Source organism: Streptomyces sp. NPDC001157 (assembly GCF_053598255.1).
On sequence record NZ_JBSFJW010000031.1, the window covers coordinates 63693 to 88595 of the forward strand.

17 protein-coding genes are annotated in these 24903 nt (G+C 71.2%); 15 read left to right on the top strand and 2 right to left on the bottom strand.

Annotated elements, in window-relative coordinates:
- Nucleotides 1–59: 59 nt before the first annotated feature.
- Nucleotides 60–722, bottom strand: coding sequence for a response regulator transcription factor (locus tag ACWDAG_RS36905; protein ID WP_450699918.1), 663 nt, complete (start codon nucleotides 720–722; stop codon nucleotides 60–62).
- A gap of 242 nt (nucleotides 723–964) precedes the next feature.
- Nucleotides 965–2290, bottom strand: coding sequence for a histidine kinase dimerization/phospho-acceptor domain-containing protein (locus ACWDAG_RS36910; RefSeq protein WP_450699919.1), 1326 nt, complete (start codon nucleotides 2288–2290; stop codon nucleotides 965–967).
- 152 nt (nucleotides 2291–2442) lie between these two features.
- On the opposite strand from ACWDAG_RS36910, the gene ACWDAG_RS36915 reads away from it, so the two are divergent.
- The 15 genes from ACWDAG_RS36915 to ACWDAG_RS36985 all read left to right on the top strand — a co-directional run bounded on the left by ACWDAG_RS36915 (nucleotide 2443) and on the right by ACWDAG_RS36985 (nucleotide 24901).
- Nucleotides 2443–3093: a hypothetical protein gene (locus ACWDAG_RS36915; protein ID WP_450699920.1), complete on the top strand. Its 651-nt coding sequence runs from the start codon at nucleotides 2443–2445 to the stop codon at nucleotides 3091–3093.
- A 5-nt stretch (nucleotides 3094–3098) separates the two neighbouring features.
- Nucleotides 3099–3839: an ABC transporter ATP-binding protein gene (locus ACWDAG_RS36920; protein WP_450699959.1), complete on the top strand. Its 741-nt coding sequence runs from the start codon at nucleotides 3099–3101 to the stop codon at nucleotides 3837–3839.
- Nucleotides 3826–4488, top strand: coding sequence for an ABC transporter ATP-binding protein (locus ACWDAG_RS36925; RefSeq protein ID WP_450699921.1), 663 nt, complete (start codon nucleotides 3826–3828; stop codon nucleotides 4486–4488). The genes ACWDAG_RS36920 and ACWDAG_RS36925 overlap by 14 nt, the downstream gene beginning before the upstream one ends.
- Nucleotides 4485–7136, top strand: coding sequence for an FtsX-like permease family protein (locus tag ACWDAG_RS36930; protein WP_450699922.1), 2652 nt, complete (start codon nucleotides 4485–4487; stop codon nucleotides 7134–7136). Before ACWDAG_RS36925 ends, ACWDAG_RS36930 begins: the two co-directional genes overlap by 4 nt.
- A 59-nt stretch (nucleotides 7137–7195) precedes the next feature.
- Nucleotides 7196–7924 carry a response regulator transcription factor gene (locus ACWDAG_RS36935; protein ID WP_450699923.1) on the top strand — a complete coding sequence of 243 codons (729 nt, stop codon included), beginning with the start codon at nucleotides 7196–7198 and terminating at the stop codon, nucleotides 7922–7924.
- A gap of 1010 nt (nucleotides 7925–8934) precedes the next feature.
- Nucleotides 8935–10413, top strand: coding sequence for a sugar transferase (locus ACWDAG_RS36940; protein WP_450699924.1), 1479 nt, complete (start codon nucleotides 8935–8937; stop codon nucleotides 10411–10413).
- 103 nt (nucleotides 10414–10516) lie between these two features.
- Complete coding sequence (locus ACWDAG_RS36945; protein WP_450699925.1) at nucleotides 10517–11833, top strand: nucleotide sugar dehydrogenase; 1317 nt, start codon at nucleotides 10517–10519, stop codon at nucleotides 11831–11833.
- On the top strand, nucleotides 11823–13088 hold the full coding sequence (locus ACWDAG_RS36950) for a glycosyltransferase family 4 protein (protein WP_450699926.1): 1266 nt from the start codon (nucleotides 11823–11825) through the stop codon (nucleotides 13086–13088). Before ACWDAG_RS36945 ends, ACWDAG_RS36950 begins: the two co-directional genes overlap by 11 nt.
- A complete protein-coding gene (locus ACWDAG_RS36955) occupies nucleotides 13085–14455 on the top strand; it encodes a polysaccharide biosynthesis protein (protein ID WP_450699927.1) in 1371 nt (456 codons plus the stop codon). Before ACWDAG_RS36950 ends, ACWDAG_RS36955 begins: the two co-directional genes overlap by 4 nt.
- Nucleotides 14452–15969 carry a Wzz/FepE/Etk N-terminal domain-containing protein gene (locus ACWDAG_RS36960; protein ID WP_450699928.1) on the top strand — a complete coding sequence of 506 codons (1518 nt, stop codon included), beginning with the start codon at nucleotides 14452–14454 and terminating at the stop codon, nucleotides 15967–15969. The genes ACWDAG_RS36955 and ACWDAG_RS36960 overlap by 4 nt, the downstream gene beginning before the upstream one ends.
- A gap of 3 nt (nucleotides 15970–15972) precedes the next feature.
- Nucleotides 15973–17907, top strand: a complete 1935-nt coding sequence (asnB, locus tag ACWDAG_RS36965; RefSeq protein WP_450699929.1) for an asparagine synthase (glutamine-hydrolyzing) — start codon at nucleotides 15973–15975, stop codon at nucleotides 17905–17907.
- A gap of 19 nt (nucleotides 17908–17926) precedes the next feature.
- Nucleotides 17927–20107, top strand: coding sequence for a bi-domain-containing oxidoreductase (locus tag ACWDAG_RS36970; protein ID WP_450699930.1), 2181 nt, complete (start codon nucleotides 17927–17929; stop codon nucleotides 20105–20107).
- Nucleotides 20104–22062, top strand: a complete 1959-nt coding sequence (locus tag ACWDAG_RS36975) for an alginate lyase family protein (RefSeq protein WP_450699931.1) — start codon at nucleotides 20104–20106, stop codon at nucleotides 22060–22062. Before ACWDAG_RS36970 ends, ACWDAG_RS36975 begins: the two co-directional genes overlap by 4 nt.
- 9 nt (nucleotides 22063–22071) lie before the next feature.
- Nucleotides 22072–23610 (top strand): right-handed parallel beta-helix repeat-containing protein, encoded by a 1539-nt coding sequence (locus ACWDAG_RS36980; RefSeq protein WP_450699932.1) that lies wholly within the window; start codon nucleotides 22072–22074, stop codon nucleotides 23608–23610.
- Nucleotide 23611: 1 nt separating this feature from the next.
- Nucleotides 23612–24901 carry an O-antigen ligase domain-containing protein gene (locus tag ACWDAG_RS36985; RefSeq protein ID WP_450699933.1) on the top strand — a complete coding sequence of 430 codons (1290 nt, stop codon included), beginning with the start codon at nucleotides 23612–23614 and terminating at the stop codon, nucleotides 24899–24901.
- Nucleotides 24902–24903: the final 2 nt, after the last annotated feature.

Here is a 24903-nt window from a genome sequence, read left to right on the forward strand (position 1 = left end):
GGCGTCTCAATGGCTTCGACCGCCCGCTGTTCCTCCGAGCTCATCGAGGACAGCGCGGTTCATGAAAGGCGGTGTCCGACCCCGCGCGCCGTGCCGATGGTCAGCGCGCTGCCGGCCTCACGCAGCTTCCGCCGCAGCCGGGTCAGGTACTGATCCAGCGTGTTGTCACTGACCTGGGCACCCTCCGGCCAGCCCGCCCCGATCAGGTCCCTGCGCCTCACGATGTCCCCACCCGCGGCCACGAGTGTGGCCAGCAGCCGGAACTCCGTGGGGGACAGGGCGACGGCCGTGCCGTGCACGGTGACGCGGTGGCCGAACGGGTCCAGAATCAGGTCCCCGGCCGCGATCGCCGGGGCCGGCGCAGCTCGCTTCACGGACGCACGCAGCCGGGCGGCGAGTTCGGCCAGATGGAAGGGCTTGGGCAGGTAGTCGTCACCGCCTGCCGAGAACGCCGACAGCCGGTCGGCGAGTTGGTTGCGGGCGGTCAGGAAGATGACCGGGGTCAGGAAGCCGTTGGCGCGCAGCGCCTGGCACACGTCCCGGCCGTCCGCGTCGGGCAGCCCGATGTCCAGGACAACCGCCGCGATGTCGCCGGTGGCCAGCCGCAGGGCGGTGGCACCGTCGGCGGCGAGGACGGGCTCGAAGCCCTCCTCGTACAGCCCACGGCGCAGCACGTCCAGCAGCACGTGATCGTCCTCGACGACCAATATCTTGTGACGCACGGTCTCCCTCAGGTGCTCCGGCCGGGCGGGTCGTGTCCGAGATGAGTGATTCGGGCGGCCAGTGGGCCATGGCCCACGGACACACCGCCAGCCGGCCGACGACGAGCCGCGGCGCGAGCCCTCCTTTCCTTTGGACCACCTGGCGTAGGTGAACGGACGCATACGAATGACTACAAGGGTGTAGACGTTCTTCGCACTGTAGACGATCGGCGAGAAGGAGGCGTTCCCGGGTTTGTGCGCCCTTACCTGTCCGTAGGCTCCGTGGCGTCATGCTCGTCCCGGCGGACCGGGACAAGCAAGGTGAAGGTGGCCGGTGTGTCACTGGTCAGGAGGAGCCGTCCGCCCATGGAGACGGCCAGGTCGCGGGCAAGGGCCAGGCCGATGCCCGTTCCCTGTGCGTCGCCGGTCTGTCCTCGGTCGAACAGTTGCACCGGTTCGCCCTGCACGGTGCCCTCGTCGCTGACGTCGAAGGCGAAGGCGTCGCCAAGGTCCCGTACCGTGACCCTGGTCGTCCCGCGTCCGTGCGTCCGTGCGTTGTCCAGCAGCACGCCGAGGATCTCCGGCACAGGGCCGCCGGGCACCCGGACATCCGCAGGCACCTCCCGTGTGCCGCACTCCAGACGGCGGCCGTCGTCGGCGAACAGGCCGTGCCACCGCTCCTGCGTCTCCTGCAGGAGGCGTGTCACCGCAACCTGCCCGGCGGCGAGGCGGGGCGTGTCCTGGGGGCGGGACAGCCGGAGCACTTCCTCCACGGTGCGGTGCAGGCGCTGGGTGGCGCTCAGGGCCTCGGCCAGGAGCGGTCGCAGCCGGGCGTCGTCGTCCTGCTGCAGGCCCGCCTCCAGCGTGAGTTGCAGGCCGGTCAGGGGAGTACGCAGCTGGTGGGAGGCGTTGGCGGTGAAGTCCCGTTCGCGGCGCAGGAGTTCGGACAGGCTGCGAAGCATCTCGTTGTGGGTGCGGGCGACCTGGTCGATCTCGGCGATGCTGCTGGGGGCGGCACGGGCGTGCAGGTCGCCCTCGATGACGGCCCGGCAGTGGCGGGAGAGGTCCTCCAGGGGTGTGGCCAGGACCCGGGCCTGACGGCGGGCGACGAGGACGGCGACACCGAGCGCGAACGCGGTCACCCCGAGCAGCACCCCCCACACGGCCAGCACCCGGTCCCGTACGGTGCCGGCGGGTGAGGACGCCCGGACGACGCCGATGACCTGCTCGGCGTGTGAGACGGGCACGGTGACCACCAGATCGCCGCCCGACCGCCCGCGCACCGCCTCACCGCCGAGCGCGCGGCCGACCGCCGCGTCCCCCGTCCCGGGGCCGCTGCCGGACCGTAGACGCTGGTGCCGGTCGTACAGCCCCAGGTGCCCGCCCGCCGGGGCGGCGGGAAGTTCCACCGGATCGCCGGTCGTGTAGTCCGGGCTCACCCGCACCGCGGCGGCCAGGGCCATGCGTTCCAGCGTGTCGCGCTGGTCGGCGTACAGGGACGACCTGATGGCGAGGGCCAGCGGTACGGCCAGCAGGACGACGGCGACCAGGGCGGCGGTGACGGCGACTCGCACCACGCGCTGTCTCATGCCTTCATCATGCGGGCCCGCCACCTGGCCGGACGGGCACGGCACAGGCTTTTGCCGTCGTCTAACCCTCGGCGGGCCGGGCGCTAACCGGATGTTTCCTAGCGTCGGTGCCATGACCGTCCGCTCCGGGCGCTCCTTGGAGGGCAGTGGCCATGGCAGTACACGTTCGTACATCCGCGATCGCCGGGCTGACACTCGTCGCCGCGGTGACCGCCGGCTGTTCCGGTTCCGCCTCGCACTCCGGTTCCGGTACGACGACGCCTGCGCCGTCGCCTTCCTCGGCGGGAGGCGGCAGCGCCGGCCGGGCGGCGGCTCCCACGGAGTCCAATCCGCCCGGTGACATCCCCGACAACCAGGTCTACGTCGCCTACCGGCCGACCGGCGGAGCCTTCACCGGCTTCACGCTGAAGGTGCCCGAAGGCTGGGCCCGCACCACACAGGGCGGTACCACTTCGTTCACGGACAAGCTCAACACCATCAGGATCTCGGCGGTCTCCGCGGCCCACGCACCCACGGTCGGCTCCGTCACCAACACGGTCGTTCCGCAACTGCGCTCCCAGGTGGCGAAGTTCGCCGCGCCGAAGGCGTCGGAGGTGAACCGGCACGCAGGCCGTGCCGTACGCCTCACCTATCAGGGCGATTCGGCGAAGGACCCGGTCACCGGCAAGGTGGTGCGGGACGCGTTCGAACGGTACGCCTTCTACCGGTCCGGTCACGAGGTGGACCTGACCCTGTCGGGCCCGGTCAACGCCGACAACGTCGATCCGTGGCGCATCGTCAGCGACTCCTTCACCTGGCGGTGAGCGCGGTGTCCCTCCACTCCCAGAGTCCTGCCGAAGTCGTCCTGGCAGCCCGCGAGTTGTACCGTTTCTACCGGGCCGGTGACGAGGAGACGCTCGCGTTGCGCGGAGTCTCACTCGCGGTACGCCGCGGCGAAACGGTCGCGGTCGTCGGCCCGTCCGGGGCGGGCAAGTCAACCCTGCTGGCGTGCCTGGCCGGCCTCGACGAGCCGTCCGGTGGCGAGGTGCACGTCGCGGGCGTGCGGATCAGCCATCGGCCGGAGACCGAGCGGTCCCGGCTGCGGGCCCGGCATGTCGGCGTACTGCTGCAGTCCCGCAACCTACTGCCCCACTTGAGCGTGCGCGACAACATCCGCCTGCCGCAGCGCGCCCGAGGCGGCACAACCGCGACTTCGGCCAGAGAACTGCTCGCCGAGGTGGGCCTCGCCGACCGCGCACACGCCCTGCCCCGGCAGCTGTCGGGCGGCGAACTGGCGCGTGCCGGTCTCGCCGTCGCGCTGGCCAACTCTCCCGCCGTGCTACTGGCCGACGAGCCCACCGGTGAACTGGACGGGGAGACCGAGCAGTTGGTCCTCACGATGCTGGGGGAGCGGGCCGCGCAGGGCTGCGCGGTACTGATCGTCACGCACAGCGCAGAGGTCGTACGCAGCGCGGACCGGGTGATCGAACTGGCGGACGGCAAGGCCAGGAACACGTCAGTGCCCCTGGGGAGCCCTGTACTGAGGGAGGACCAAGGTGTCACGCGATGAGGTCCTCGTGGCCTGCCGAGACGCGGCGCTCACCTTCGGCCGAGGCAGCCAGGCCGTCGTGGCCGTACACGGCGCGAACCTGGAGATCGGGGCCGGTGACCGGCTCGCGGTCGTCGGCCCATCCGGGTCGGGCAAGAGTTCGCTGCTGCACCTGCTGGCCGGGCTCGAGCAACCCACCACCGGCACAGTGACCCGGGCTCCCTCCCTGGGACCGTACGACATCGGGCTGGTCTTCCAGGGCGACAGCCTCATCCCGGCCCTGAACGTGGTGGAGAACACCGTTCTCCCCTTGATCCTCGACGGCCGGCCGGAAGGCGAAGCCCACCAGGCCGCCCTCGCGTCCCTCGCCCTGGTCGACGCGGCCGACCTGGCCGAGCGGCTGCCCGAGGAGATCTCCGGCGGCCAGGCCCAACGGGTGGCCGCCGCCCGCGTCCTGGCCCAGGGCCCGCGTCTGATCCTCGCCGACGAGCCCACCGGCCGCCTCGACCACCGCACCGGCAGCCGCGTTCTGGACGCCCTGCTGACCGTCGCCGACCACACGGGCGCGGCCCTCGTGGTCACCACCCACGACCCTGCCGTCGCCGCCCGGCTCACCACCCGGCGCACCATGCGCGACGGCCGACTGCTCACACCCGAGGAGGTGTCATGATCGCCTCGTGGGCGGCCGCAATGGCCCGCCACCGCACCGGACGACTCCTGGCCGCCCTGGCCGGCATCGCGCTCGCGGTCGCCCTCGTCGCCGCGCTCGGCTCCTTCCTGACCGCGTCCAAGGCCACCATGACCCAGCGCGCCCTGCGCTCGGTCGCCGTCGACTGGCAGGTCCAGGTGCAGCCCGGCGCCGACCCCAACACCGTCCTCAACCTGGTCGGCAAGACGCCCGGCACCCGCACGGCCCTGCCGGTCGGCTATGCGCGTACCACCGGCTTCACCGCCCGTGTCCAGGGCAGTACCCAGACCACCGGCCCCGGCATGGCCCTCGGCCTGCCCGACGGCTACCGCAGCCGGTTCCCGGATGAGATCCGTACGCTCTCCGGCGCTTCCACGGGGGTCCTGCTGGCCCAGCAGGCCGCCTCCAACCTGCACGTCGCCCCCGGCGACACCGTCAGCATCCAGCTGCCGGGCATCGGGGCGCGCTCAGTGAAGGTGGACGGCGTGGTCGACCTGCCTCAGGCCGACTCCCTCTTCCAGACCGTCGGCGCGCCCAGCCAGTCCCAGCCGACCGCACCCCCCGACAACGTCGTCCTCGTGCCCGCCGCCCGATTCGCCGCTCTCGCGCGGGGCGCCGGCGCGGTCACCACCCAGATCCACGTCGCCCGGGACGACGCCCGGCTGCCCGCCGACCCGGCCGCCGCCTTCACCACCGTCACCGGCGCAGCCCACAACCTGGAGGCCCGCTCCGCCGGTACCGCGCTCGTCGGCAACAACGTCGGCGCCGCTCTCGACTCAGCCCGCCAGGACGCCTTGTACGCACAGATCCTCTTCCTCTTCCTGGGCGTGCCCGGCGCCGTCCTGGGCGCCGCGCTGACCGCCGCGGTCGCCTCGGCCGGCGGCGAGCGGCGGCGCCAGGAGCAGGGCCTGCTGCGGCTGCGCGGACTGCGCCCGGGGCAGATCACCATGCTCGGAGGTCTCGAAGCCGCCCTGATCGGTCTCCTCGGCGGTCTGGCCGGGCTCGGCATCGCCGCGCTGACCGGCCGGCTCGCCTTCGGCGGCGCCTCCTTCGGAGCGGGCGCGGGAACCTGGGCCGCCTGGTACGCCATCGCCTTCGTTCTCGGTGCCGCCGTGGCGGCCGGATCCGTCCTCGTGCCCGCCGTACGCGACCTGCACGCGGTGACCGTCGCCGACACCCGCAAGGAAGCCGGCGCGCGCAGCACCCGAAGCCCGTGGTGGATGCGGTACGGCCTCGACTTCGCGCTCCTGATCGGTTCCTGGCTGGTCTTCCGGGCCTCCTCGGGCAACCAGTACGCCCTCGTCCTCGCCCCGGAAGGAGTCCCCACCCTCTCCGTGTCGTACTGGGCCTTCCTGGGCCCCGCCCTGCTGTGGATCGGCGCCGCCCTGCTGCTGTGGCGTCTCACCCTCCTCGCGCTCACCCACGGCCGCCCAGTCCTGGCCCGGCTGGCCCGCCCGCTGACCGCGACGCTCGCCGGCACGACCGCCGCCGTACTGTCACGGCGGCGCCGCCCCCTCGCCCGCTCGGTGGTCCTGCTCGCCCTCGCCGTGTCCTTCGCGATCTCCACGGCCGTCTTCAACGCCACCTACAAGCAGCAGTCGGAGGTCGACGCCCGGCTCACCAACGGCGCCGACGTCACCGTCACCGAACCACCCGGTGCCCGCATCGCACCCGGCGACGGAGCCGCCCTGAAGATCTCGGGCGTACGACACGTCGAACCGCTCCAGCACCGCTTCGCCTACGTCGGCTCCGACCTCCAGGACCTCTACGGCGTCCGCCCGGACACCATCACACAGGCCACCTCGCTCCAGGACGCCTACTTCTCCGGCGGCACCGCCGACCAGCTCATGCGCAAGCTGGCTCAGCGCCCGGACAACCTGCTGGTCAGCGTCGAGACGGTCAACGACTTCCAGCTCTCGCCCGGCGACACCGTCAACCTGCGCATCCAGGACGCCCGCACCAAGGCGCTGCGCACGGTCCCCTTCCACTACGTCGGCGTTGCCAAGGAGTTCCCCACCGCGCCCAAGGACAGCTTCTTCGTCGCCAACGCCTCCTACATCACCAAGGCGACCGGCAGCGAAGCGGTCGGCGCCTTCCTCCTGAACACCGGCGGCACCCAGCAGAAGCAGATCGCCGCCCACCTCCGCGGCCGACTCGGCACCGCCGTCACCGTCACCGACCTCACCCAGACCCGCGGCACCGTCGGCACCAGCCTGACCTCCGTCGACCTCGCCGGACTCACCCGCATCGAACTCGCCTTCGCGGTCCTGCTGGCCGCCGGATCCGGCGGACTCGTCCTCGCCCTGGGACTCGCCGAACGCCGCCGTACCTTCGCCATCGCCACCGTCCTCGGCGCCAAGCCACACCATCTGCGCGGCATGGTCCTCACCGAGGCCCTCCTGCTGGCCGCGGGCGGCCTGGCCGGAGGCGCCCTGATCGGCTGGGCCCTGTCCGAGATGCTGGTCAAGGTGCTGACCGGCGTCTTCGACCCACCGCCCGCGAGCCTGCCGGTGCCCGGCGGGTACCTGGCACTCACCGCGACCGCCGCAGTGATCGCCGTACTCGCGGCAGCCCTCAACGGCATCCGCGGCACCCGGCGCCCCGCAGTGGAGGAGCTGCGCGACCTGTGAAGCGGCTGCACCCGGGGGAGTCCGTGCCGATCGCTCCACCGCCTCCTACGCTGTCGACCATGGGCACGTCCGCCGCACCCGACCCCGACCGCCTTCGCATCCTCGTCGTCGAGGACGACGACACCATCGGCCACCACCTCGACACCGGACTGCGCAGCAACGGCTACGCCCCCACCTGGAGCCGCACCGGCACATCGGCCCTGGCCGAGGCGGAGCGCAGCCGCTACGACGCCCTGCTCCTCGACCTCGGCCTGCCGGACCTCGACGGCCTCGACATCGCCCGCAGCCTGCGTGCCCGCTTCCCTGACCTGCTGATCATCATCCTCACCGCACGCACCGACGACATCGACATCGTCGCCGGCCTGGACGCCGGCGCCGACGACTACCTCGCCAAACCCTTCAGCCTGACCGTCCTGCTGGCGCGCCTGCGCGCCCACCTGCGCCGCCGCACGGTCACCGCCCCCGCGCAGCAGCCGATCCAGCTCGGCGACCTGCTCATCGACATCACGGCACGCCGCTGCGCCCTCCACAACGAGGAAATCCCCCTGCGCCCAAAGGAGTTCGAACTGCTCGCCCTCCTCGCCCGGCACCCAGGTGAAGCCATCGCCCGCGAAACCCTCATGGCCCAGGTCTGGGACGAGAACTGGTTCGGCCCCACCAAGACCCTCGACGTCACCATGGCCGGCCTGCGCCGCCGCCTCACCGAAGCCGCTGACAGGGCCGGCCAGTCGTGCCGGCTCCCGCAGATCACCACCCTGCGCGGACACGGCTACCGACTGGAGAGCTGACGGCAGGCAGGCTCAAGCAGCGTGCAACCATCTGGCCGCTGTGTGTGGACGGGGTGCTGCTCCTTGCGACCACCCCCCGCTGAAGCGGCCGCCCTGCACCAACAGCCGCTACCGCTGGACTATATGGCCCGCCTTGGTGGCTCGGGCAGCTATGCGGACGGCTCCGTCTGGGGCGGAGAAGGTGGGGAATGCGGTGAATGCGAAGCCCAGGTGGACGTTCCCTCGGCCTCAAGGGTGAGCGCCGTGTCGACGCCAAGCGGAACGCGGCGTTCCATCGCGCAGATTGTCGAAAGTGACCCTTGACTTCCTCGTCGTCCACGTAGCGCCTTTTGTGAGCGTCGGCATCTGCCCGCGTGAACAGGGCGGTGAGGTTCCGTTTTCCCGGTGCTGTCGCTCGCCCTCACCTGCAACCACCGCCCCTTGCTCACCGAGCAAGATCCGCGGGGCAGACCGTGAGCGCGCGCGGCAGCACAGGTCACACGGCACGTCCTCCGTCGCCGCGGCACCCGTAGGCGGTCACCGATCCATTGGAGCCATCTTCAAATCTCCAGCACAAATTCCACACGTTCCTCTCTCCAGGCGGGTTCCGATGGTCTAGATTGACCTTGCTTCGCATGCTGGGACACGAGGCGACAAATGGTGATCCATGGGTCGGCGATGCAGAGGGCCAGTAGCCGCGTTTCTGGCGCCGACGTGGGGGTGATCAATTCTTGGGGCCCGAGAGGGGCTTCGGGTGCGGGGCGCATCCGAGGCGTCGACGGGTTTCCGTACAGCTCGAGAGTCTGGCCGGGCAGGTGAGTCTGCTGCGGCCAGGGCGAGTTGTTCAGGTGCGGTTGCAGTAGCCGTGATGTCGTGCGCGGGAGGCGGGGGCCTCTCTCGGGAAGGGACAGCGCATCGCGGGGGCGGGGACCTCCCATGGGGAGGAAGCGTGCGGGAGGCGGGGGCCTCCCGGGGGGAGGGGCAGCAGTGTTGGGCGAACACGTCGTATCACTGGGGACCGGGGGGTTTCTGTGCGGCAGGGGGGAATAGTCGACCCTTTTTCGTCGGCGCGCGGGCGTCTGGCGAAAGAGGCGATCAGTCAGCCCGCGAACGACTGGGAGCAGCGGTACCGCCGTACCGTGATGACCAGCGACACCGTGGCCACTGCCTTGGTGGTGGCCGGGATAGGCGAATTCTTCGGGGCCCGGGACGCGGCCAACTGGCACGAGAAGTGGGGGATTCTCGCCTTCGGCACCGAGCTGCTGGTGCTGGCGGCGCTTGCGGTGGGCCGGGCGTGGGCCCCGGCCGTCCTCGGCCAGGGTGCCGAGGAATTCCGAAGACTCGGACGCTCACTGTTCGCGGCGACCGTCGTACTGGCGCTCGGCGGGATAGCTCTCACCTCGCGCAACATCAAGCTTTGGATATTCGTCGCGATCCCCGCGATCGCGCTGGTCACCATGACCGCCCGGTATCTGCTGCGGCTGTGGCTGCACAAGCAGCGCAAAGAAGGGCAGTGCCTCAGACCGGTGCTCGCCGCCGGAAGCCCGGACACGGTGCGCGACCTGATCACCCGGACCCGCAAGTTCCCGCACATCGGCTGGCGCGTGGAGGCGGTGTGCACGACGGACGGTCGCGGCCTCGACGGCGACCAACTGGACGGCGTGCCGGTCGTCGGCCGGCTGACGGACGTCGCCAAGCACGTCCGCCACGACGGCTACCGCGTCGTCGCGGTCACACCGGACCCGTACTGGACACCGGACCGGCTGCAGCGGCTGGCCTGGAACCTCGAAGGCAGCGACGCCGAGATGGTCGTGGCCCCGGTGCTGATGGAGGTGGCCGGCCCGCGGCTGCACGTCGACGCGGTGCTCGGGATCCCGCTGCTGCGGGTCAGCATGCCGACCTTCACCGGGGGCCGGCGGGCCATCAAGGCGGTCGTCGACCGGGTGGGCTCGGCGGTCCTGCTGATGGTGTTCGCGCCGCTGATGGTGTTCGTCGCGCTGCTCGTGCTGCTGGACAGCCGGGGCGGGGCCTTCTACCGCCAACGCAGGGTCGGCAAGGACGGCCGCGAGTTCACCATCCTCAAATTCCGCACCATGGTCGTCGACGCCCACCGGGCACGTGCCGAACTCGCCGACCAGAACGAGGGCGCAGGGCTGCTGTTCAAGGTCCGCCACGATCCGAGGGTGACCCGGGTGGGTGGGGTGCTGCGCCGGTACTCGATCGACGAACTACCCCAGCTCTTCAACGTGCTTACCGGATCGATGTCGCTCGTCGGTCCACGGCCGCCCCTCCCGGAGGAGTGCGCCGCGTACGACCCGGACATCCGGCGGCGGCTGCTGGTCAAGCCAGGGCTCACCGGCCTGTGGCAGATCAGCGGACGCAGCGACCTGCCGTGGGAGGAGGCGGTCCGCCTCGACCTGCGGTACGTGGAGGACTGGTCGCTCGCCCTCGACACGGTGATCTTGTGGAAGACGATGCGTGCGGTGCTTCACGGGCAGGGGGCCTACTGATGCGCGGGGGGCGTCGTCCGGCCGACATGTGGACGGCAGGCCACAAGGGCCTTGCTGGGGGGACCGCAGGCCACAAGGGCCTGCGTGGGGGGAGGAACGGGTCATGAGAGTCAGTGTTTTCGGGCTCGGTTACGTGGGCTGCGTGTCGGCCGCGTGCCTGGCCAGCATGGGGCACGAGGTCATCGGCGTGGACGTCAACCAGGTGAAGGTCGACCTGGTCAACGACGGCAAGGCCCCGGTGGTCGAGGAGCGGATCGGCGAGCTGATCGCCGACGTCGTGCGGACCGGAGCCCTGCGCGCCACCGCCGACGTCCGTGAGGCGATCATGGACAGCGAGATCTCGCTGGTCTGCGTCGGCACGCCGTCGGAGCCCAACGGCAGTCTGTGCACCACGTACTTGGAGCGGGTCACCGAGGAGATCGGCGCCGCGCTCGCCGAGCGCGGCGGGCGGCACACCGTCGTGTTCCGCAGCACCATGCTCCCGGGCACCTGCCTGAACCTGCTGGTGCCGATCCTGGAGAAGAACCTCGGCGGCACCGTCGGGGTGGACGTCGGGGTCGCGGTCAACCCGGAGTTCCTGCGCGAGGGCACCAGCGTGCGGGACTTCTTCGACCCGCCCAAGACCGTCATCGGCGAGCTCGACGCGGCAAGCGGCGAGGCGGTGCTTGCGCTGTACGAGGGCCTGCCCGGCGAGGTGTTCCGGGTGCCGGTCCCGACAGCCGAGGCGATCAAGTACGCGGACAACGCGTTCCACGGCCTGAAGATCGGCTTCGCGAACGAGCTGGGCGCGGTGTGCCAGGCCCTCGGCGTGGACTCCCACCAGGTGATGGACGTGTTCCTCGCCGACCGCAAGCTGAACATCAGCCCCGCCTATCTGCGCCCCGGCTTCGCCTTCGGCGGCTCCTGCCTGCCCAAGGACCTGCGCAGCCTGGTCCACGCGGCGCAGCGGGCCGACGTCTCGGTGCCCATCCTCTCCCACGTGCTGCCCTCCAACGCCGACCATCTGCAGCGCGCGGTGGACCTGGTCGAGCGCACCGGCAAGCGCCGGGTGGGAATGTTCGGACTGTCCTTCAAACCCGGCACCGACGACCTGCGCGAGAGCCCGCTCGTCGAGCTGGCGGAGCGGCTGTTCGGCAAGGGGTACGACCTCAAGATCTACGACGCCAATGTGAGCCTGTCCCGGCTGCTCGGCGCGAACCGCGAGTACATCGAGAACCGGCTGCCGCACCTCGCGCAGCTGCTCGCGGAGTCCGTCGAGGAGGTGCTCGACCATGCCGAGGTGTGCCTGGTCGGGACCAGGGACCCGGCCGTGCTGTCGGTGCTGCCCCATGGGAACGCCCCGGTGATCGTCGACCTCATCCACCTTCCCGACGCCGACGAGCGCCGGGCCGAACCGGGGTACGTGGGCCTTGCTTGGTAATGCAAGAAGCGGTGAGGGGTCGGGGCGACGCGCCCTGATCCTGGTGGAGAACCTGTCGGTGCCCTTCGACCGGCGGGTGTGGCAGGAGTGCACGACACTGCGCGACGCGGGCTGGACGGTGGACGTCATCTGTCCGCAGGGCACCAAGCGCGACACCGAGCCGGAGGCCGTGATCGACGGGGTGCGGATCCACCGCTACCCGCTGCGCGCGGCCACCGGAGGGCCGGCCGGCTATCTGAAGGAGTACGGATCGGCGCTGTGGCACACGGCCCGGCTGGCCCGCAAGGTCGGCCCGGTCGACGTGGTCCACGCCTGCAACCCGCCCGACCTGCTGTTCCTGCCGGCCCTGTGGCTCAAGCGGCGCGGCGCGCGGTTCGTCTTCGACCAGCACGACCTGGTGCCCGAGCTGTACCTGTCCCGGTTCGACCGCGGCAAGGATCTGCTCTACCGCGGCGTGTGCGCGCTGGAGCGGCGGACCTACCGGGCCGCCGACATCGTCCTCGCCACCAACGAGAGCTACCGGGACGTCGCGGTGCGCCGTGGCGGCAAGCGCCCGGAGGACGTCTTCGTGGTGCGCAGCGCGCCCCAGATCGAGCGGTTCCAACCGGTGCCGCCCGAGCCGGAGTTGAAGCGCGGCAAGCCCCATCTGCTGTGCTACCTCGGCGTCATGGGCCCTCAGGACGGTGTCGACTACGCCCTGCGGGCGCTGGCGAAGCTGCGCGACGAGCTCGGACGGACCGACTGGCATGCGGTGTTCGTCGGCTCCGGCGACGCCTTCGACGCGATGGTGGAGCTGTCCGAGAAGCTCGGTCTCACCGAGCAGGTGCAGTTCACCGGACGCATTCCGGACGCCGACCTGGTGCGCTACCTGTCCACCGCGGACGTGTGCCTGTCTCCCGACCCGCGCAATCCGCTCAACGACGTGTCGACCATGAACAAGGTCCTCGAGTACATGGCGATGGGCCGGCCGATCGTCTCCTTCGAGCTGAAGGAGGCGCGCGTCTCGGCCGGTGACGCCGCCGTCTACGCGCCCGCCAACGACGAGGCCCGGTTCGCCGAACTGGTCGCGGAGTTGATGGACGATCCGGACAAGCGGGCCCGCATGGGCAAGATCGGCCAGGAGCGGATCAGCGGGCCGCTCTCCTGGGAGAACTCACAAGCGTCGCTGCTCGCCGCCTACACCGCCGCCTGCCGTGACCACACCCCGGTGTCGGCGGTCGCGCCGGTCCGGACAGGGAAGAGGCAGCGCAGTTGAGCGAGGACACGATACGCCTGGTCACCATCGGGCGGATATTCAGTCGGCGTTGGCGGCTGCTCGCCGTCCTCGCCGTCGTGGGCGCGCTGGTCGGCTTCGGCGCCTCGGTCGTGGTGTTCCCGCCGCGATACACGGCGTCGGCCCCGGTCCTGCTGCCGGGACTGTGGGAGGAGCGCGAGCTGCTCACCCAGGTGGACCTCGCGACCAGTTCGGCGGTGGTCGACCGCGCGGGCGACGCGCTGCACTGGTCCGGCGTGAGCGACACCGAGCTTCGGGAACAGGTCAGCGCCAAGGCCGCGGACGGGAACATCATCACGATCTCGGGTACGGCCGACACCCCGAAGCGGGCACAGCAGCTCGCCGACCAGGTGGCCCAGCAGTTCGTGCAGTACACCGCGCAGATCGCGGGCAGCGGCACGGACTCCGCGACCACCACGGCGAACGACGCGCTGCGCAAGAAGGTCGAGGAGACCAGCCGCCGCATCAGCGACCTGGCCAAGGCGGCCGACCCCGGTCAGACCGTGGAGAGCGTGCAGGCCCGCACCGCGCTGGAGAACCTGCGCACCTCGCTGGAGGGGGCCATGAAGAAGGTGGACGAGGCCAACCCGGCGACGAACAAGGCAGGCATGGTCGTCATGGGGCCCGCCGCCCCGCCGACCGGTGAGGCGGCGCCGACGAGGATGCAGCTCATCGTCGGCGGAGCGCTGCTGTTCTTCCTGCTCGCGGTCATCGGCCATCTCGTCGCCGCACGGATGAACCGGCGGCTGCGCACCGAACCGGAGATCGCCGCGGCGCTGGGCTCGACGCTCCTCGGCACCGTCGACGTGGACGGTGAACGGCGCGCCCACCGGCCGGAAGCCGCGGGCCCACGAGCCCGGCTCCGCCGGCTCCTCGGCGTCGACACCCCCTGGGACCTGCCGGCCCCGCAGAAGTCCGGCGACGAAGCCTCACGACGGCTCCGCTACCGGCGGGTCTGTGCTCGCCTGAGGGAGCGACTGCCCTCTGCCCAGCGGCTGTTGGTCGTCGTACCGGAGGGCGACGACATCGCCCGCCGGGCCGCAGGACAGCTCGTCGCCGAGGCCAGGAGCACTCCGACGTTGCGGATGGTGGAGGTTTCGGTGGACCGGCCGGTGGTCCCGGACCGCGGCACCGAGTCCGGCGCCCTGGTGGTCCTCAGCGCGGACAGCTGGACCGCGGAGGAGCTCGCCGGCATCGCGGAGGCCTGCGCGGACGGCAGGCACGAGGTCGTCGGCATCGTCGTCGCCGACCTGGTCCAGGCCCGCCCGACGCCGTCCGCCGGCCCGCTTCCGGACGACGCCACGCTGGCGCTCGCGGTGCGCGGCCACGCAACAGGAGGTTCAGCGTGACGACGAGCACGACCACGGAGTCGTCGGCCGCCACCCCGCTCATCGACCTGCAGGCGCTGGTGGTGGCGGTGCGCAGGCGCCGCCGCCTGTGGACGACCATGGCGCTTTTCGGCCTGCTGGCCGGCGCCGCGATCGCGGTCCTGATGCCGCCGCCGCCGACCGCGGTGACCAAGGTGCTGGTCGCGCACGCGGAGGACCAGCCGAACGACACCGGAACGCTGATCCGCACCGACGTCCAGCTGCTGCAGACCACGCGGATCGCCGACAAGGCCCTGCAGTCCCTGAAGTCCCCGGAAAAACCGGAGGACTTCATGAAGGACTACCAGGGTGCCGGTCTGACCAACAACCTGTTGCAGATCACCGTGACCGGCGACAGCGACGCGCAGGCGGTGGCCCGCGCCAAGGCGCTGGCCGACTCGTTCGTCGCGGACCATGTGCGGCGGATGAAGGACACCGCGCAGGCCGAGGCCAAGGCCCTGCTGGACCAGCGTGACCGCATGCGCGTCGAGCTCGCCCAGGTCAACAAGGAGATCGGAAACCGGTCACCGGACAGCGACCCGAAGGCGTCGGCCGGCATCGAGTCGCTCTTCGCCCGCCGCGCCGAACTCAACTCGCGCATCTCCGACTTCGACCAGCGCGCCGCGGACGCCCGCACCGGCACCCCCCAGGTCATCGCAGGCACGCAGATCGTGGACACCCCGCGCGCGGTGCGCCACTCCCTGCCCAAGGCCCTGGTCACCGACGCCGCGGTCGGGCTGATCCTCGGCCTCGTCCTCGGTCTTGCGCTGGCCGCGGTCGGCACCGTGGTGGCGGACCGCCCCGTGCTGCGCCGGGACATCGCCGCCAACCTGGGCGCCTCCGTCATCGCGGAACTGCCCCGCCGGTCGGGCAAGCTGTGGCAGCGCCGACGCACCCGGGTGACACGCGAACGGCTCACCGCGACCCTGGCCCGCACCACGGGTGACTCGGCGGAACCGGTGTCGCTGCTGGAACTGGGCTGCGCGCGCAGCACCAGCGTGATCGCCCTGGACCTCGCCAGGGCCATGGCGGCCCAGGGCCCGGTGACCGTCGTCGACGGTCTGCCCGGCACGCAGCTCGAAGGCCGCACAAAGCCAGGAGATCCGACCGTGGTCAGTGGCGAGCGTGCCGCGACCCTGTCGCCGCAGGAGCGCCGCATCGGCGTCGGCTCGGTGGCGCCCGGCACAGCCTGGACCGACCTGCGCTACCTCGGCACCCAGACCGTGCTCGTCGTGCGGGCCGGACACGGCAGCGCCGCCTGGCTGCACACCGTGGCCCGGCAGCTCGCCGACCAGCGCATTCCGGTGATCGGTGTGGTGCTGATCGACCCCGATCCGCGCGACCGCACCGACGGCACCCTGTGGGACGGGCTGCACACCGCGCTGCGCGGCCGCGCCGAACACCCGCCCCGGCACAACGGCACCAACCAGCCGCGGACGGAGCGGCAGCCGATCTGGGCCGCACGCGTCCCGGGCAACGACCAGGACGGGCGGTAGCACATGTGTGGCATCGCAGGCACTTACCGCTGGCCGGACGGAAAGGTCGTCACCGACCGGCTCACCGACACCCTCGCCCACCGCGGTCCGGACGGGGCCGGCCGCTACGGGCACCCCGCCGGTGACGGCGAGGTACAGCTCGGACACCGCCGCCTCTCCATCATCGACCTGACCGAGACCGGCGCCCAGCCGATGGTCTCGGACGGCCTCGCCCTGACGTACAACGGCGAGCTGTACAACGCGCCCGAGCTGCGCGCCGAGCTGGAGGCAGCCGGGGCGCGCTTCCGCGGCACCTCCGACACCGAGGTGCTGCTTGAGGCCTGGCGGCGCTGGGGCACGGACTGCCTGCCCCGGCTGCGCGGCATGTTCGCGTTCGGGATCTTCGACGAGCGCACCGGTGAACTGGTCCTGGCACGCGACCAGTTGGGCATCAAGCCGCTGTTCCTGCTGCGGCGCGGCGGGGGCCTGGTGTTCGCCTCCGAGCTGAAGGCGCTCGCCAACGCCACCGGCGGCAAGCTGGAGGTGGACCACGCGGCGCTGGTCTCCTCGCTGCTGTACTACTGGGTGCCGGACTCGCGCTGCGCGTTCCGCGAAGCGGAGAAGCTGCCGCCGGGAAGCTGGCTGCGGATCCGGCCCGACGGCCGGGTGGAGCGCGGCAGTTACTGGAACCTCAAGGACGTCGCCGCCGACGGCCGGGAGCGGGCCCGGTCCGGCGAGCAGCCCGACCTGGCCGCCGTTGTCGAGGAGTCGACCCGGCGCCATCTGCTCTCCGACGTCCCCGTGGCCACCTTCCTCTCCGGCGGCCTCGACTCCAGCTATCTGACCGCGCTGGCGGCCCGCCACCAGCCCGGGATCTCCGCCTACACGATCGGATTCCGCGCCGAGGACGCCAAGTTCGAGGCGATGCCCGACGACCTGCGCTATGCCCGGCAGGTGGCCCAGCGGTTCGGCGTCGACCTGCACGAGATCGAGATCGCCCCGAACGTGCTCGACCTGCTGCCGCAGATGACGTACCACCTCGACGAGCCGATCGGCGACCCCGCCGCGATCAACACGTATCTGATCTGCACGGCCGCACGCGAGGCCGGGGTCAAGGTGATGCTCTCCGGGATGGGCGCCGACGAGCTGTTCGCCGGCTACCGCAAGCACCTGGCCAACCTGATCGCGCTGCGCTACCAGCGGGTCCCGCGGCCCCTGCGGCGCGGAGTGTCAGCGGCCGTGGACCGGCTGCCGGTCGCCACCTCCCGCCGGGGCTTCCGGTCGGTGCGCTTCGCCAAGCGGTTCCTGTCCTTCGCCGATCTGCCGGAGGAGACCGCCTTCCGGCGCAGCTACACCATGTACGACCAGGACGAGCTGCTCGCCCTGCTCGACCCGGACCTGGCCGGCACGGTCGACGACGTACTGACCGAACATCAGGACGTCTACCAGGACAACGACCTCGACGACTTCGTCAACCGCATGTGCCTGACCGACGCCCGGATGTTCCTGCCGGGCCTGAACCTCACGTACACGGACCGCTCCAGCATGGCCGCCTCGACCGAGGTACGGACGCCGTACGTGGACGTCGAGGTGGTCAAGGCGGCGTTCGCGATCCCCGGCGACCGCAAGATCGTCGGACGGCAGGGCAAGGCGGTCCTGAAGGAGGCGGCCACCTCGATCCTGCCCCGGGAGATCGTGTACCGGCCCAAGGGCCTGTTCAGCGCCCCGCTGCGGGCCTGGATGAGCCGCGATCTGGCACCGCTGGTGCGCGAGGTGGTCAACGACGGCGAACTCGTCCGCTCCGGGATCCTGCGCCGCGACGCCCTGAAGCGGATGGTCGCCGAGGACGCCGCAGGGCAGCAGGACTTCTCCAAGCATCTGTGGCACGTACTGACGCTCGAGTACTGGTATCGCGACGCGACCTCTGGGTCCGGCCAGAGCACTCGTTTGACGGCTTAGGAACTTCAGAGGAGTTCGGGTGAAACAGGTAGTACAGAACTACAAGAGCGGCGAGCTGGCGGTGCTCGACGTGCCGGTACCGGGGTGCAAGCCGGGCGGTGTGCTGGTCCGCACCACCTACTCGCTGATCTCCACCGGCACCGAGCTGATGAAGGTGTCCGAGGCCGGCATGTCGATGCTGGGCAAGGCCCGCTCCCGCCCCGACCAGGTGGCCAAGGTCATGCAGAGCGTGGCCACCAACGGGGTGCCCGCCACCTACCGCAAGGTGATGGGCAAGCTGGACTCCTACACGCCGCTGGGCTACTCGCTGTGCGGGGTGGTCGAGCAGGTCGGCGCCGGCATCGACGATGTGAAGGTCGGCGACCTGGTGGCCTGCGCCGGCAACGAGCACGCCCTGCACGCCGAGCTCAACTGGGTGCCCAAGAACCTCTACGTCCCGGTGCCGGACGGTCTCGCGCCACAGCACGCGGCCTTCGGCACCGTCGGGTCGATCGCCATGCAGGGCGTCCGCCAGGGCGAGCCGCAGCTCGGCGAAGTGGCCCTGGTCATCGGCCTCGGCCTGATCGGGCAGCTGGTGGTGCAGCTCCTGACCGCGTCGGGAGTCCGCGTCGTCGGCGCCGACCCCGACCCGGCGCGCTGCGAACTCGCCGAGCAGCTGGGCGCCGCGGCCTGTGGCGATCCCGCCTCCGCCGCCGTGGAGAACGCCGTCGCCGAACTCACCGACGGTCACGGCGTGGACCAGGTGTACCTGGCCGCCGGCGGCGGCAGCAACCAGCCCGTGGAGCTGGCCGCCAAGCTGGCCCGGGACCGCGGCCGGGTCGTCGACATCGGCAAGTGCCGCCTCGACCTGCCGTGGAACGCGTACTACGAGAAGGAACTCGACGTCCGCTTCTCCCGCTCGTACGGTCCCGGGCGCTACGACCCGTCGTACGAACTGGAGGGCCGCGACTACCCGATCGGTTACGTGCGCTGGACCGAGCGCCGCAACCTGGCCTGCTTCCTCGACCTCGCCGCCCGCGGCAAGGTCGACGTGGAGCCCCTGATCTCCCACGTCGCCGACTTCGACGACGCCGTCGAGACCTACCAGCGCCTCAAGGACGGCGAGCTGAAGGCCGTCACCGCGCTGTTCCGCTACCCGGAACAGGCGCAGGGCACCGGGGAAGCGGCGGCCCCGGCGGTGGCCGTACCCGCGGTGAACGTGAAGCCGAACCCGGCCCGCGCCGCCAGGACGTCGGTGAAGCTGGCGTTCGTCGGCGCCGGGAACTATGCGACGTCGATGCTGCTGCCGCACCTGGCACAGCGCGACGGCGTGGAGTTGTCGACCGTCGTCACCACCACCGCCCTGTCCGCGGCCAACGCGCAGCGGAAGTTCGGCTTCACCGAGGCGACCACCGACCTCGACGCCGTGCTCGGCGACAAGTCCATCGACGCGGTGTTCGTGGTCACCCGGCACAGCTCGCACGCCGACCTGACACGCAAGGCACTGCTGGCCGGCAAGACGGTGTTCGTGGAGAAGCCCCTGGCGCTCACCGAGGACGAGCTGGCCAGTGTGCTGGCTGCGGTGGAGGAGTCCGGCAACGACCGGCTGCAGGTGGGCTTCAACCGCCGCTTCGCGCCGCTGCTGCAGGAGGCACGGAAGCAGTTCGGCACCCGGAGCGGTCCGGCGAGCCTGCGCTACCTGGTCAACGCGGGCCAACTGCAGCACGGCAGCTGGTACCTGCAACAGGGCACCGAGGGCTCACGCTTCGCCGGCGAGGGCGGCCACTTCATCGACACGGCGAGCTGGCTGCTCGACGCCGACCCGGTCTCCGTCTACGCGGTCGCCCCGTCCGGCAACGAGGACCTGCAGGTCGTGCTGCGCTACCCGGACGGATCCAGCGCCACCATCAGCTACGTCACCACCGGCGCCCCCGGCTTCCCCAAGGAGACGCTCGACCTGGTCGCCGACGGCAAGGTGCTGCGCCTCGACGACTTCGTCCGCGCCTCGGTCTACGGTCGCAAGAAGTGGGTCAGCTCACGGCTGCCCAAGGCCCGCGACAAGGGCCAGAACGCCGAACTCGCCGCGTTCATCAAGGCCGTTCGGACCGGCGGCCCGATGCCGGTGCCGCTGCAGTCGCTGGTCGCCACCACGGCGGCCACCCTCGCCGTGCAGACCGGCCTGGCCGGCGGCGCGCCGGTGACGTTGGAGAACACGCGATGACCATGAGCGCGGGCTGGTACCTGCGACGGCTCTCCCGGATGGGACCGCAGGAGGTCGCCGGCCGGGTGGGCGACACGGTGCGCAGACGGCGGTGGCGGTCGGCGCCGCCGGCCGGCCCGAGCGTGACCGGCGCCCGGTTCACCGCGGTGCTGTCAGCCGAGGCGATCGCCGCGGTGCCGTCGGACGCCGCTAAGCGCCTCGTGGCCGAGGCGGACCGGCTGATGGACGGGCACGTCCAGTACTTCGGGGTGGTCCGCGACGACCTCGTCGACCCGGACTGGTGGTACGACCCGAAGACCGGGCGGCGGGCCCCGGCGGGCTATGCCTTCGACGTGCCGTACCGCAGCGAGGAAGCGGTCGGGGACATCAAGCAGATCTGGGAGCTGTCCCGGCACCACCACCTCACCCAGCTCGCCGCCGCCTACGCGATCACCGGGGACGAGCGGTACGCCGAGCGCGTGGCCGCGCACCTGCGGTCGTGGTGGGAGGCCAACCCCCCGCTGCACGGCGTCCATTGGGTCAGCGGCATCGAGCTGGGCATCCGGCTGCTGTCGTGGGTGTGGATGCGCCGGCTGCTGGAGGGATGGCCGGGCGCGGCCGGGCTGTTCGAGGACAACCCGGTGGCCCTGAACCAGATCTGGCACCACCAGCGGTGGCTGGCCGCCTTCCCCAGCCGCGGATCGTCGGCGAACAACCACGTCATCGCCGAGGCCGCCGGGCAGTTCGCCGCGGCCTGCGCGTTCGGCTGGTTCCCCGCCTCTGAGCGCTGGCGGGCCGACGCCCTGCGCTCGCTCGACCGGCATCTGCGCAGCAACACCTTCCTCTCCGGCCTCAACCGTGAGCTGGCCTCCGAGTACCACGGCCTGGTGCTGGAGCTCGGTCTGGCCGCGGTGGCCGAGGCCGATGCCGCGGGCGTGCCGGTCCCCTCGACCGTCCGCCTGGTGCTGCTGCGCATGACCGACGCGCTCGCCGCCGTCGTCGACAACCGGCTGCGGCCACCGCGCCAGGGCGACGCGGACGACGGACACGGTCTGGTCCTGGACGGCGAGGGCACCGACCGCTGGGGCTCGCTGCTGTCCACCGGGGAGGCGGTGTTCGGCCGGCTCGCCTGGTGGCCGACCGTGACCGGCACCGATGTGCGCACCCCGCTGCTGGCCGCGCTCATCAAGCCGTACCCGAAGAACACAACCGCACCGGCCGTGACCCGCCCGGCAAGCCGGCCGGACCACTTCGCCGACGCGGGGCTCACGATCCTGCGCGGCCCGGAGGAGATCTGGTGCCGCTGCGACGGCGGCCCGCACGGCTTCCTGTCCATCGCCGCCCACGCCCACGCGGACGCGCTGTCCGTGGAGGTCCGGCACGACGGGGTCGACGTGCTCGCCGACCCGGGGACGTACTGCTACCACGGGCAGCCCGAGTGGCGGCAGTACTTCCGCTCCACCCTCGGCCACAACACCCTGCAGCTGGACGGCGCCGACCAGTCCGTCTCGGGCGGTCCGTTCCTGTGGACCCGGCATGCCCACACCCGTGTACTGGCCGCGGACACCTCCGGCGCGGGGGCGGCCCGCTGGAGCGCGGAACACGACGGCTACCAGGGCTCGGTGCACCGCCGCCAAGTGGAACTTGCGCCCGAGAGCCTGGAGTTGAGGGTGGTCGACGAGGTGCGCGGCCCGGGCGGGGCCGTGCGGCTGGCCTTCCACCTCGGCCCGGCGATCACCGCGGACCTGGTGGACAACCGGGCCGAACTCACCTGGACCCGCGACGGCGAGGACCGCTCCGCGGTGCTCGACCTGCCCGGGCAGCTGTCCTGGCAGGCACATCGCGGCGAGACCGATCCGCCGCTCGGCTGGTACTCCGCGGGATTCGGGCGCAAGGAACCCGCCACCACCCTGGTCGGCACCGGCTTCACCGACGGCACGGAGGGCTTCACCACCGTGCTCAGGTTCCGCGGCTAGGAGGGGCGCGTGGGGATCAAGAGGCGGCACTGGGCGTGGGCGGCGGCACCGCTGACGCTCGCCCTGCTGGCGTTGACCGGCTGCGACGGCACACAGCCCGCCGAGGCGACGGCGACCGCTGCGCCCACCACGTCCGGGGCGCGGTCCACGCCCGTGGCCCGGGTGTGCGCCAAGCCCGAGGAAGGGCCGGCGAAGGCACCGGCGGGCGCGGTGACGGTCGACCCCGCGAAGGTCGGCGACCTGGCCGCGAAGACCAAGAGCAGCCCCCCGAACACCACGTTCTGGCTGCGACCGGGCAAGCACCGGCTCGACCCCGACCGCTACGCCCAGGTCATCCCCAAGAAGGGGGACCGCTACCTCGGCGCGCCCGGCGCGGTGCTCGACGGCCGCAAGACCAACCAGTACGCGTTCGCCGGCACCGCCCAGGGCGTCACCATCCGGTATCTGACCGTGCAGGGTTTCGTCCCGCCGCAGAACGAGGGTGTGGTCAACCACGACTCGGCCGACGGATGGGTGATCGAGCACTCGACGATCCAGAACAACCTGGGTGCCGGGCTGATGGCCGGGGCCCGGCAGCAGGTGCGCGCCAACTGCCTGCGCGCCAACGGCCAGTACGGCATGAACGCCTACAAGGGCAGCGGCCGTATCAGCGGTCTGGTGGTCGAGGGCAACGAGATCGTGGGCAACAACACCGGTGACTGGGAGCGGCGGCAGCAGGGCTGCGGCTGCACCGGAGGCATCAAGTTCTGGGCCGTCGACGGCGCCGACGTACGCGGCAACTGGGTGCACGACAACCGCGGAACCGGATTGTGGGCGGACACCAACAACAACGACTTCCGCATCGAGGACAACGTGCTGGAGGCCAACGACGGTGCCGCGCTGATCTACGAGACCAGCTACAACGCCGTCATCCGCAACAACACGATCCGGCGCAACAACTGGGTCGAGGGCCGCAAGGCAGCAGGCCGCGGCGACACCTTCCCGTTCGCGACCGTCTACCTGTCCGAGTCCGGCGGCGAACCACGGATCAAAGCCCGCACGAACAAGATCGAGATCTATGGCAACCTGCTGGAGAACAACTGGTCCGGTATCACCCTGTGGGAGAACGCCGACCGGTTCTGCAACAGCCCGGCCAACACCTCCTCCGGTGACTGCACGTTGCTGGTGAAGAAGACCAGCCGCTGCACGAAGTCGACGATCACCAAGGCACCGCTGTACGCCGACTGCCGGTGGAAGACCCAGCGGGTGGACATCCACGACAACCGCTTCGTGCTGGACAAGTCCGTCCTGAAGTGCACGACGAAGTGCGACCGCATGGCGGTGCTCTCCAACTACGGCACCTATCCGGACTGGTCGCCCTACCAGGGCGAGAAGGTGGCCGACGCGATCACACTCAAGCAGCACAACCGCTGGCACGACAACGTCTACGTCGGGCCGTGGGCCTTCGTCGTCCACGATCCCAGCAAGGTGCTCGACTTCCAGGGCTGGCAGGGCGCGCCGTACCGGCAGGACGCGGGCAGCACCTACAGCGCACAGGCCGGTGGTTGAGATGAGCACGCTGTCCGGCGCCGAACCGCGCCCCGCCGGCACACCGAGGATCATCGGGATCGTGTGGGGGCTGCTGATCCTCAACACGCTCGGCTCCGCCGGGGCGAAGACCATCGTCCCGCTGCCCCGCTCCCTCATCCAGATGGTCACCATGGGCGCCCTGGTAACCGCGTTCACCCTGGCGCTCGCGGTCAATCTCCGGCTGCGCATCCGATCCAGTGCGTACGTCTTCCTGCTCACCCTGTTGCTGGTGTCGAGCGTGATCTCCAGCGCGAATCTGGAGTCCGGGTTCGGCGCGCTGTTCCGCTGCTTCCGGCTGACGCTCTTCGTCGGCACCCTGTGGCTGCTCACTCGCTGGTGGGACGGCGGTCTGACGTTCGTCCGGCACCACATCCGGATGTACTTCGCGGTGCTCGGATCGGTGGCCGCGGGCCTTGCCGTCTCACCGGGCGCGGCCCTGCCCGACCTCTACGGCGGACGCCTGGTCGGCGCCTTGTGGCCGCTCACCCCGCCGCAGATCGGACAGTACGCCGCGGTGATCATCGGGCTCACCGTGCTGCTCCTCCTGGGCCGCCGGACCGACAAGAAGAGCGCGGCGGTCATCATCGTGCCGTCCCTCGTCCTGCTCGCCCTGACCCACACCCGCACGGCCACGCTCGGCCTGCTCGTCGGGCTGGTGCTGGCCATCGGCTCGCTCCTGCTGACCAGCGCCGCCGCCCGCCGCTTCTTCACCTGGGCGGTGCTGTTGGCCACGGTGGTCGCGGTGGGGTTCGCGTCCATGCTCCAGTCGTGGTTCCTGCGCGGACAGAGCAAGGAGAACTTCTCCAGCCTCACCGGCCGCGCCAAGGTCTGGGACGCCCTGCTGTCCGCGCCCCGGTCGACCTCGGAGCAGTTGTTCGGCGTGGGCCTGGGCGACAAGTCGTTCGGAGGGCTGCCGATCGACAACAGCTGGCTGGCCGTCTACAACGAGCAGGGTCTGATCGGCGTGACCCTCGTCGCGGTGATCATCGTCGTGCTGGGCGGCGTCGCGCTGCTGCGGCCACCGTCGCTGCAGAGGTCCTGCGCGATCTTCCTGATCAGCTACTGCGCGATGGCCTCGTACACCGAGGCCGGTCTCGGCGACGCCTCACCGTATCTGCTGCATCTGGCCCTGGCCGCCTCTCTCCTGGCGGCACCGGCGGCACCTGCCCACGCCCCTGACCTCGCGACGCCCGAAGTCCCCCGACTCTCGACGCGCGACGTCCCTCGACAACGCGTCCCGCGCTGGGCCCGTCGATCGGAGGTGACCTGAGC

Coding starts and splice junctions, on each gene's coding strand:
- ACWDAG_RS36910 (WP_450699919.1), bottom strand. CDS start 2,290: ATGAGACAGCGCGTGGTGCGAGTCGCCGTCACCGCCGCCCTGGTCGCC.
- ACWDAG_RS36915 (WP_450699920.1), top strand. CDS start 2,443: ATGGCAGTACACGTTCGTACATCCGCGATCGCCGGGCTGACACTCGTC.
- ACWDAG_RS36930 (WP_450699922.1), top strand. CDS start 4,485: ATGATCGCCTCGTGGGCGGCCGCAATGGCCCGCCACCGCACCGGACGA.
- ACWDAG_RS36935 (WP_450699923.1), top strand. CDS start 7,196: ATGGGCACGTCCGCCGCACCCGACCCCGACCGCCTTCGCATCCTCGTC.
- ACWDAG_RS36945 (WP_450699925.1), top strand. CDS start 10,517: ATGAGAGTCAGTGTTTTCGGGCTCGGTTACGTGGGCTGCGTGTCGGCC.
- asnB (WP_450699929.1), top strand. CDS start 15,973: ATGTGTGGCATCGCAGGCACTTACCGCTGGCCGGACGGAAAGGTCGTC.
- ACWDAG_RS36975 (WP_450699931.1), top strand. CDS start 20,104: ATGACCATGAGCGCGGGCTGGTACCTGCGACGGCTCTCCCGGATGGGA.
- ACWDAG_RS36985 (WP_450699933.1), top strand. CDS start 23,612: ATGAGCACGCTGTCCGGCGCCGAACCGCGCCCCGCCGGCACACCGAGG.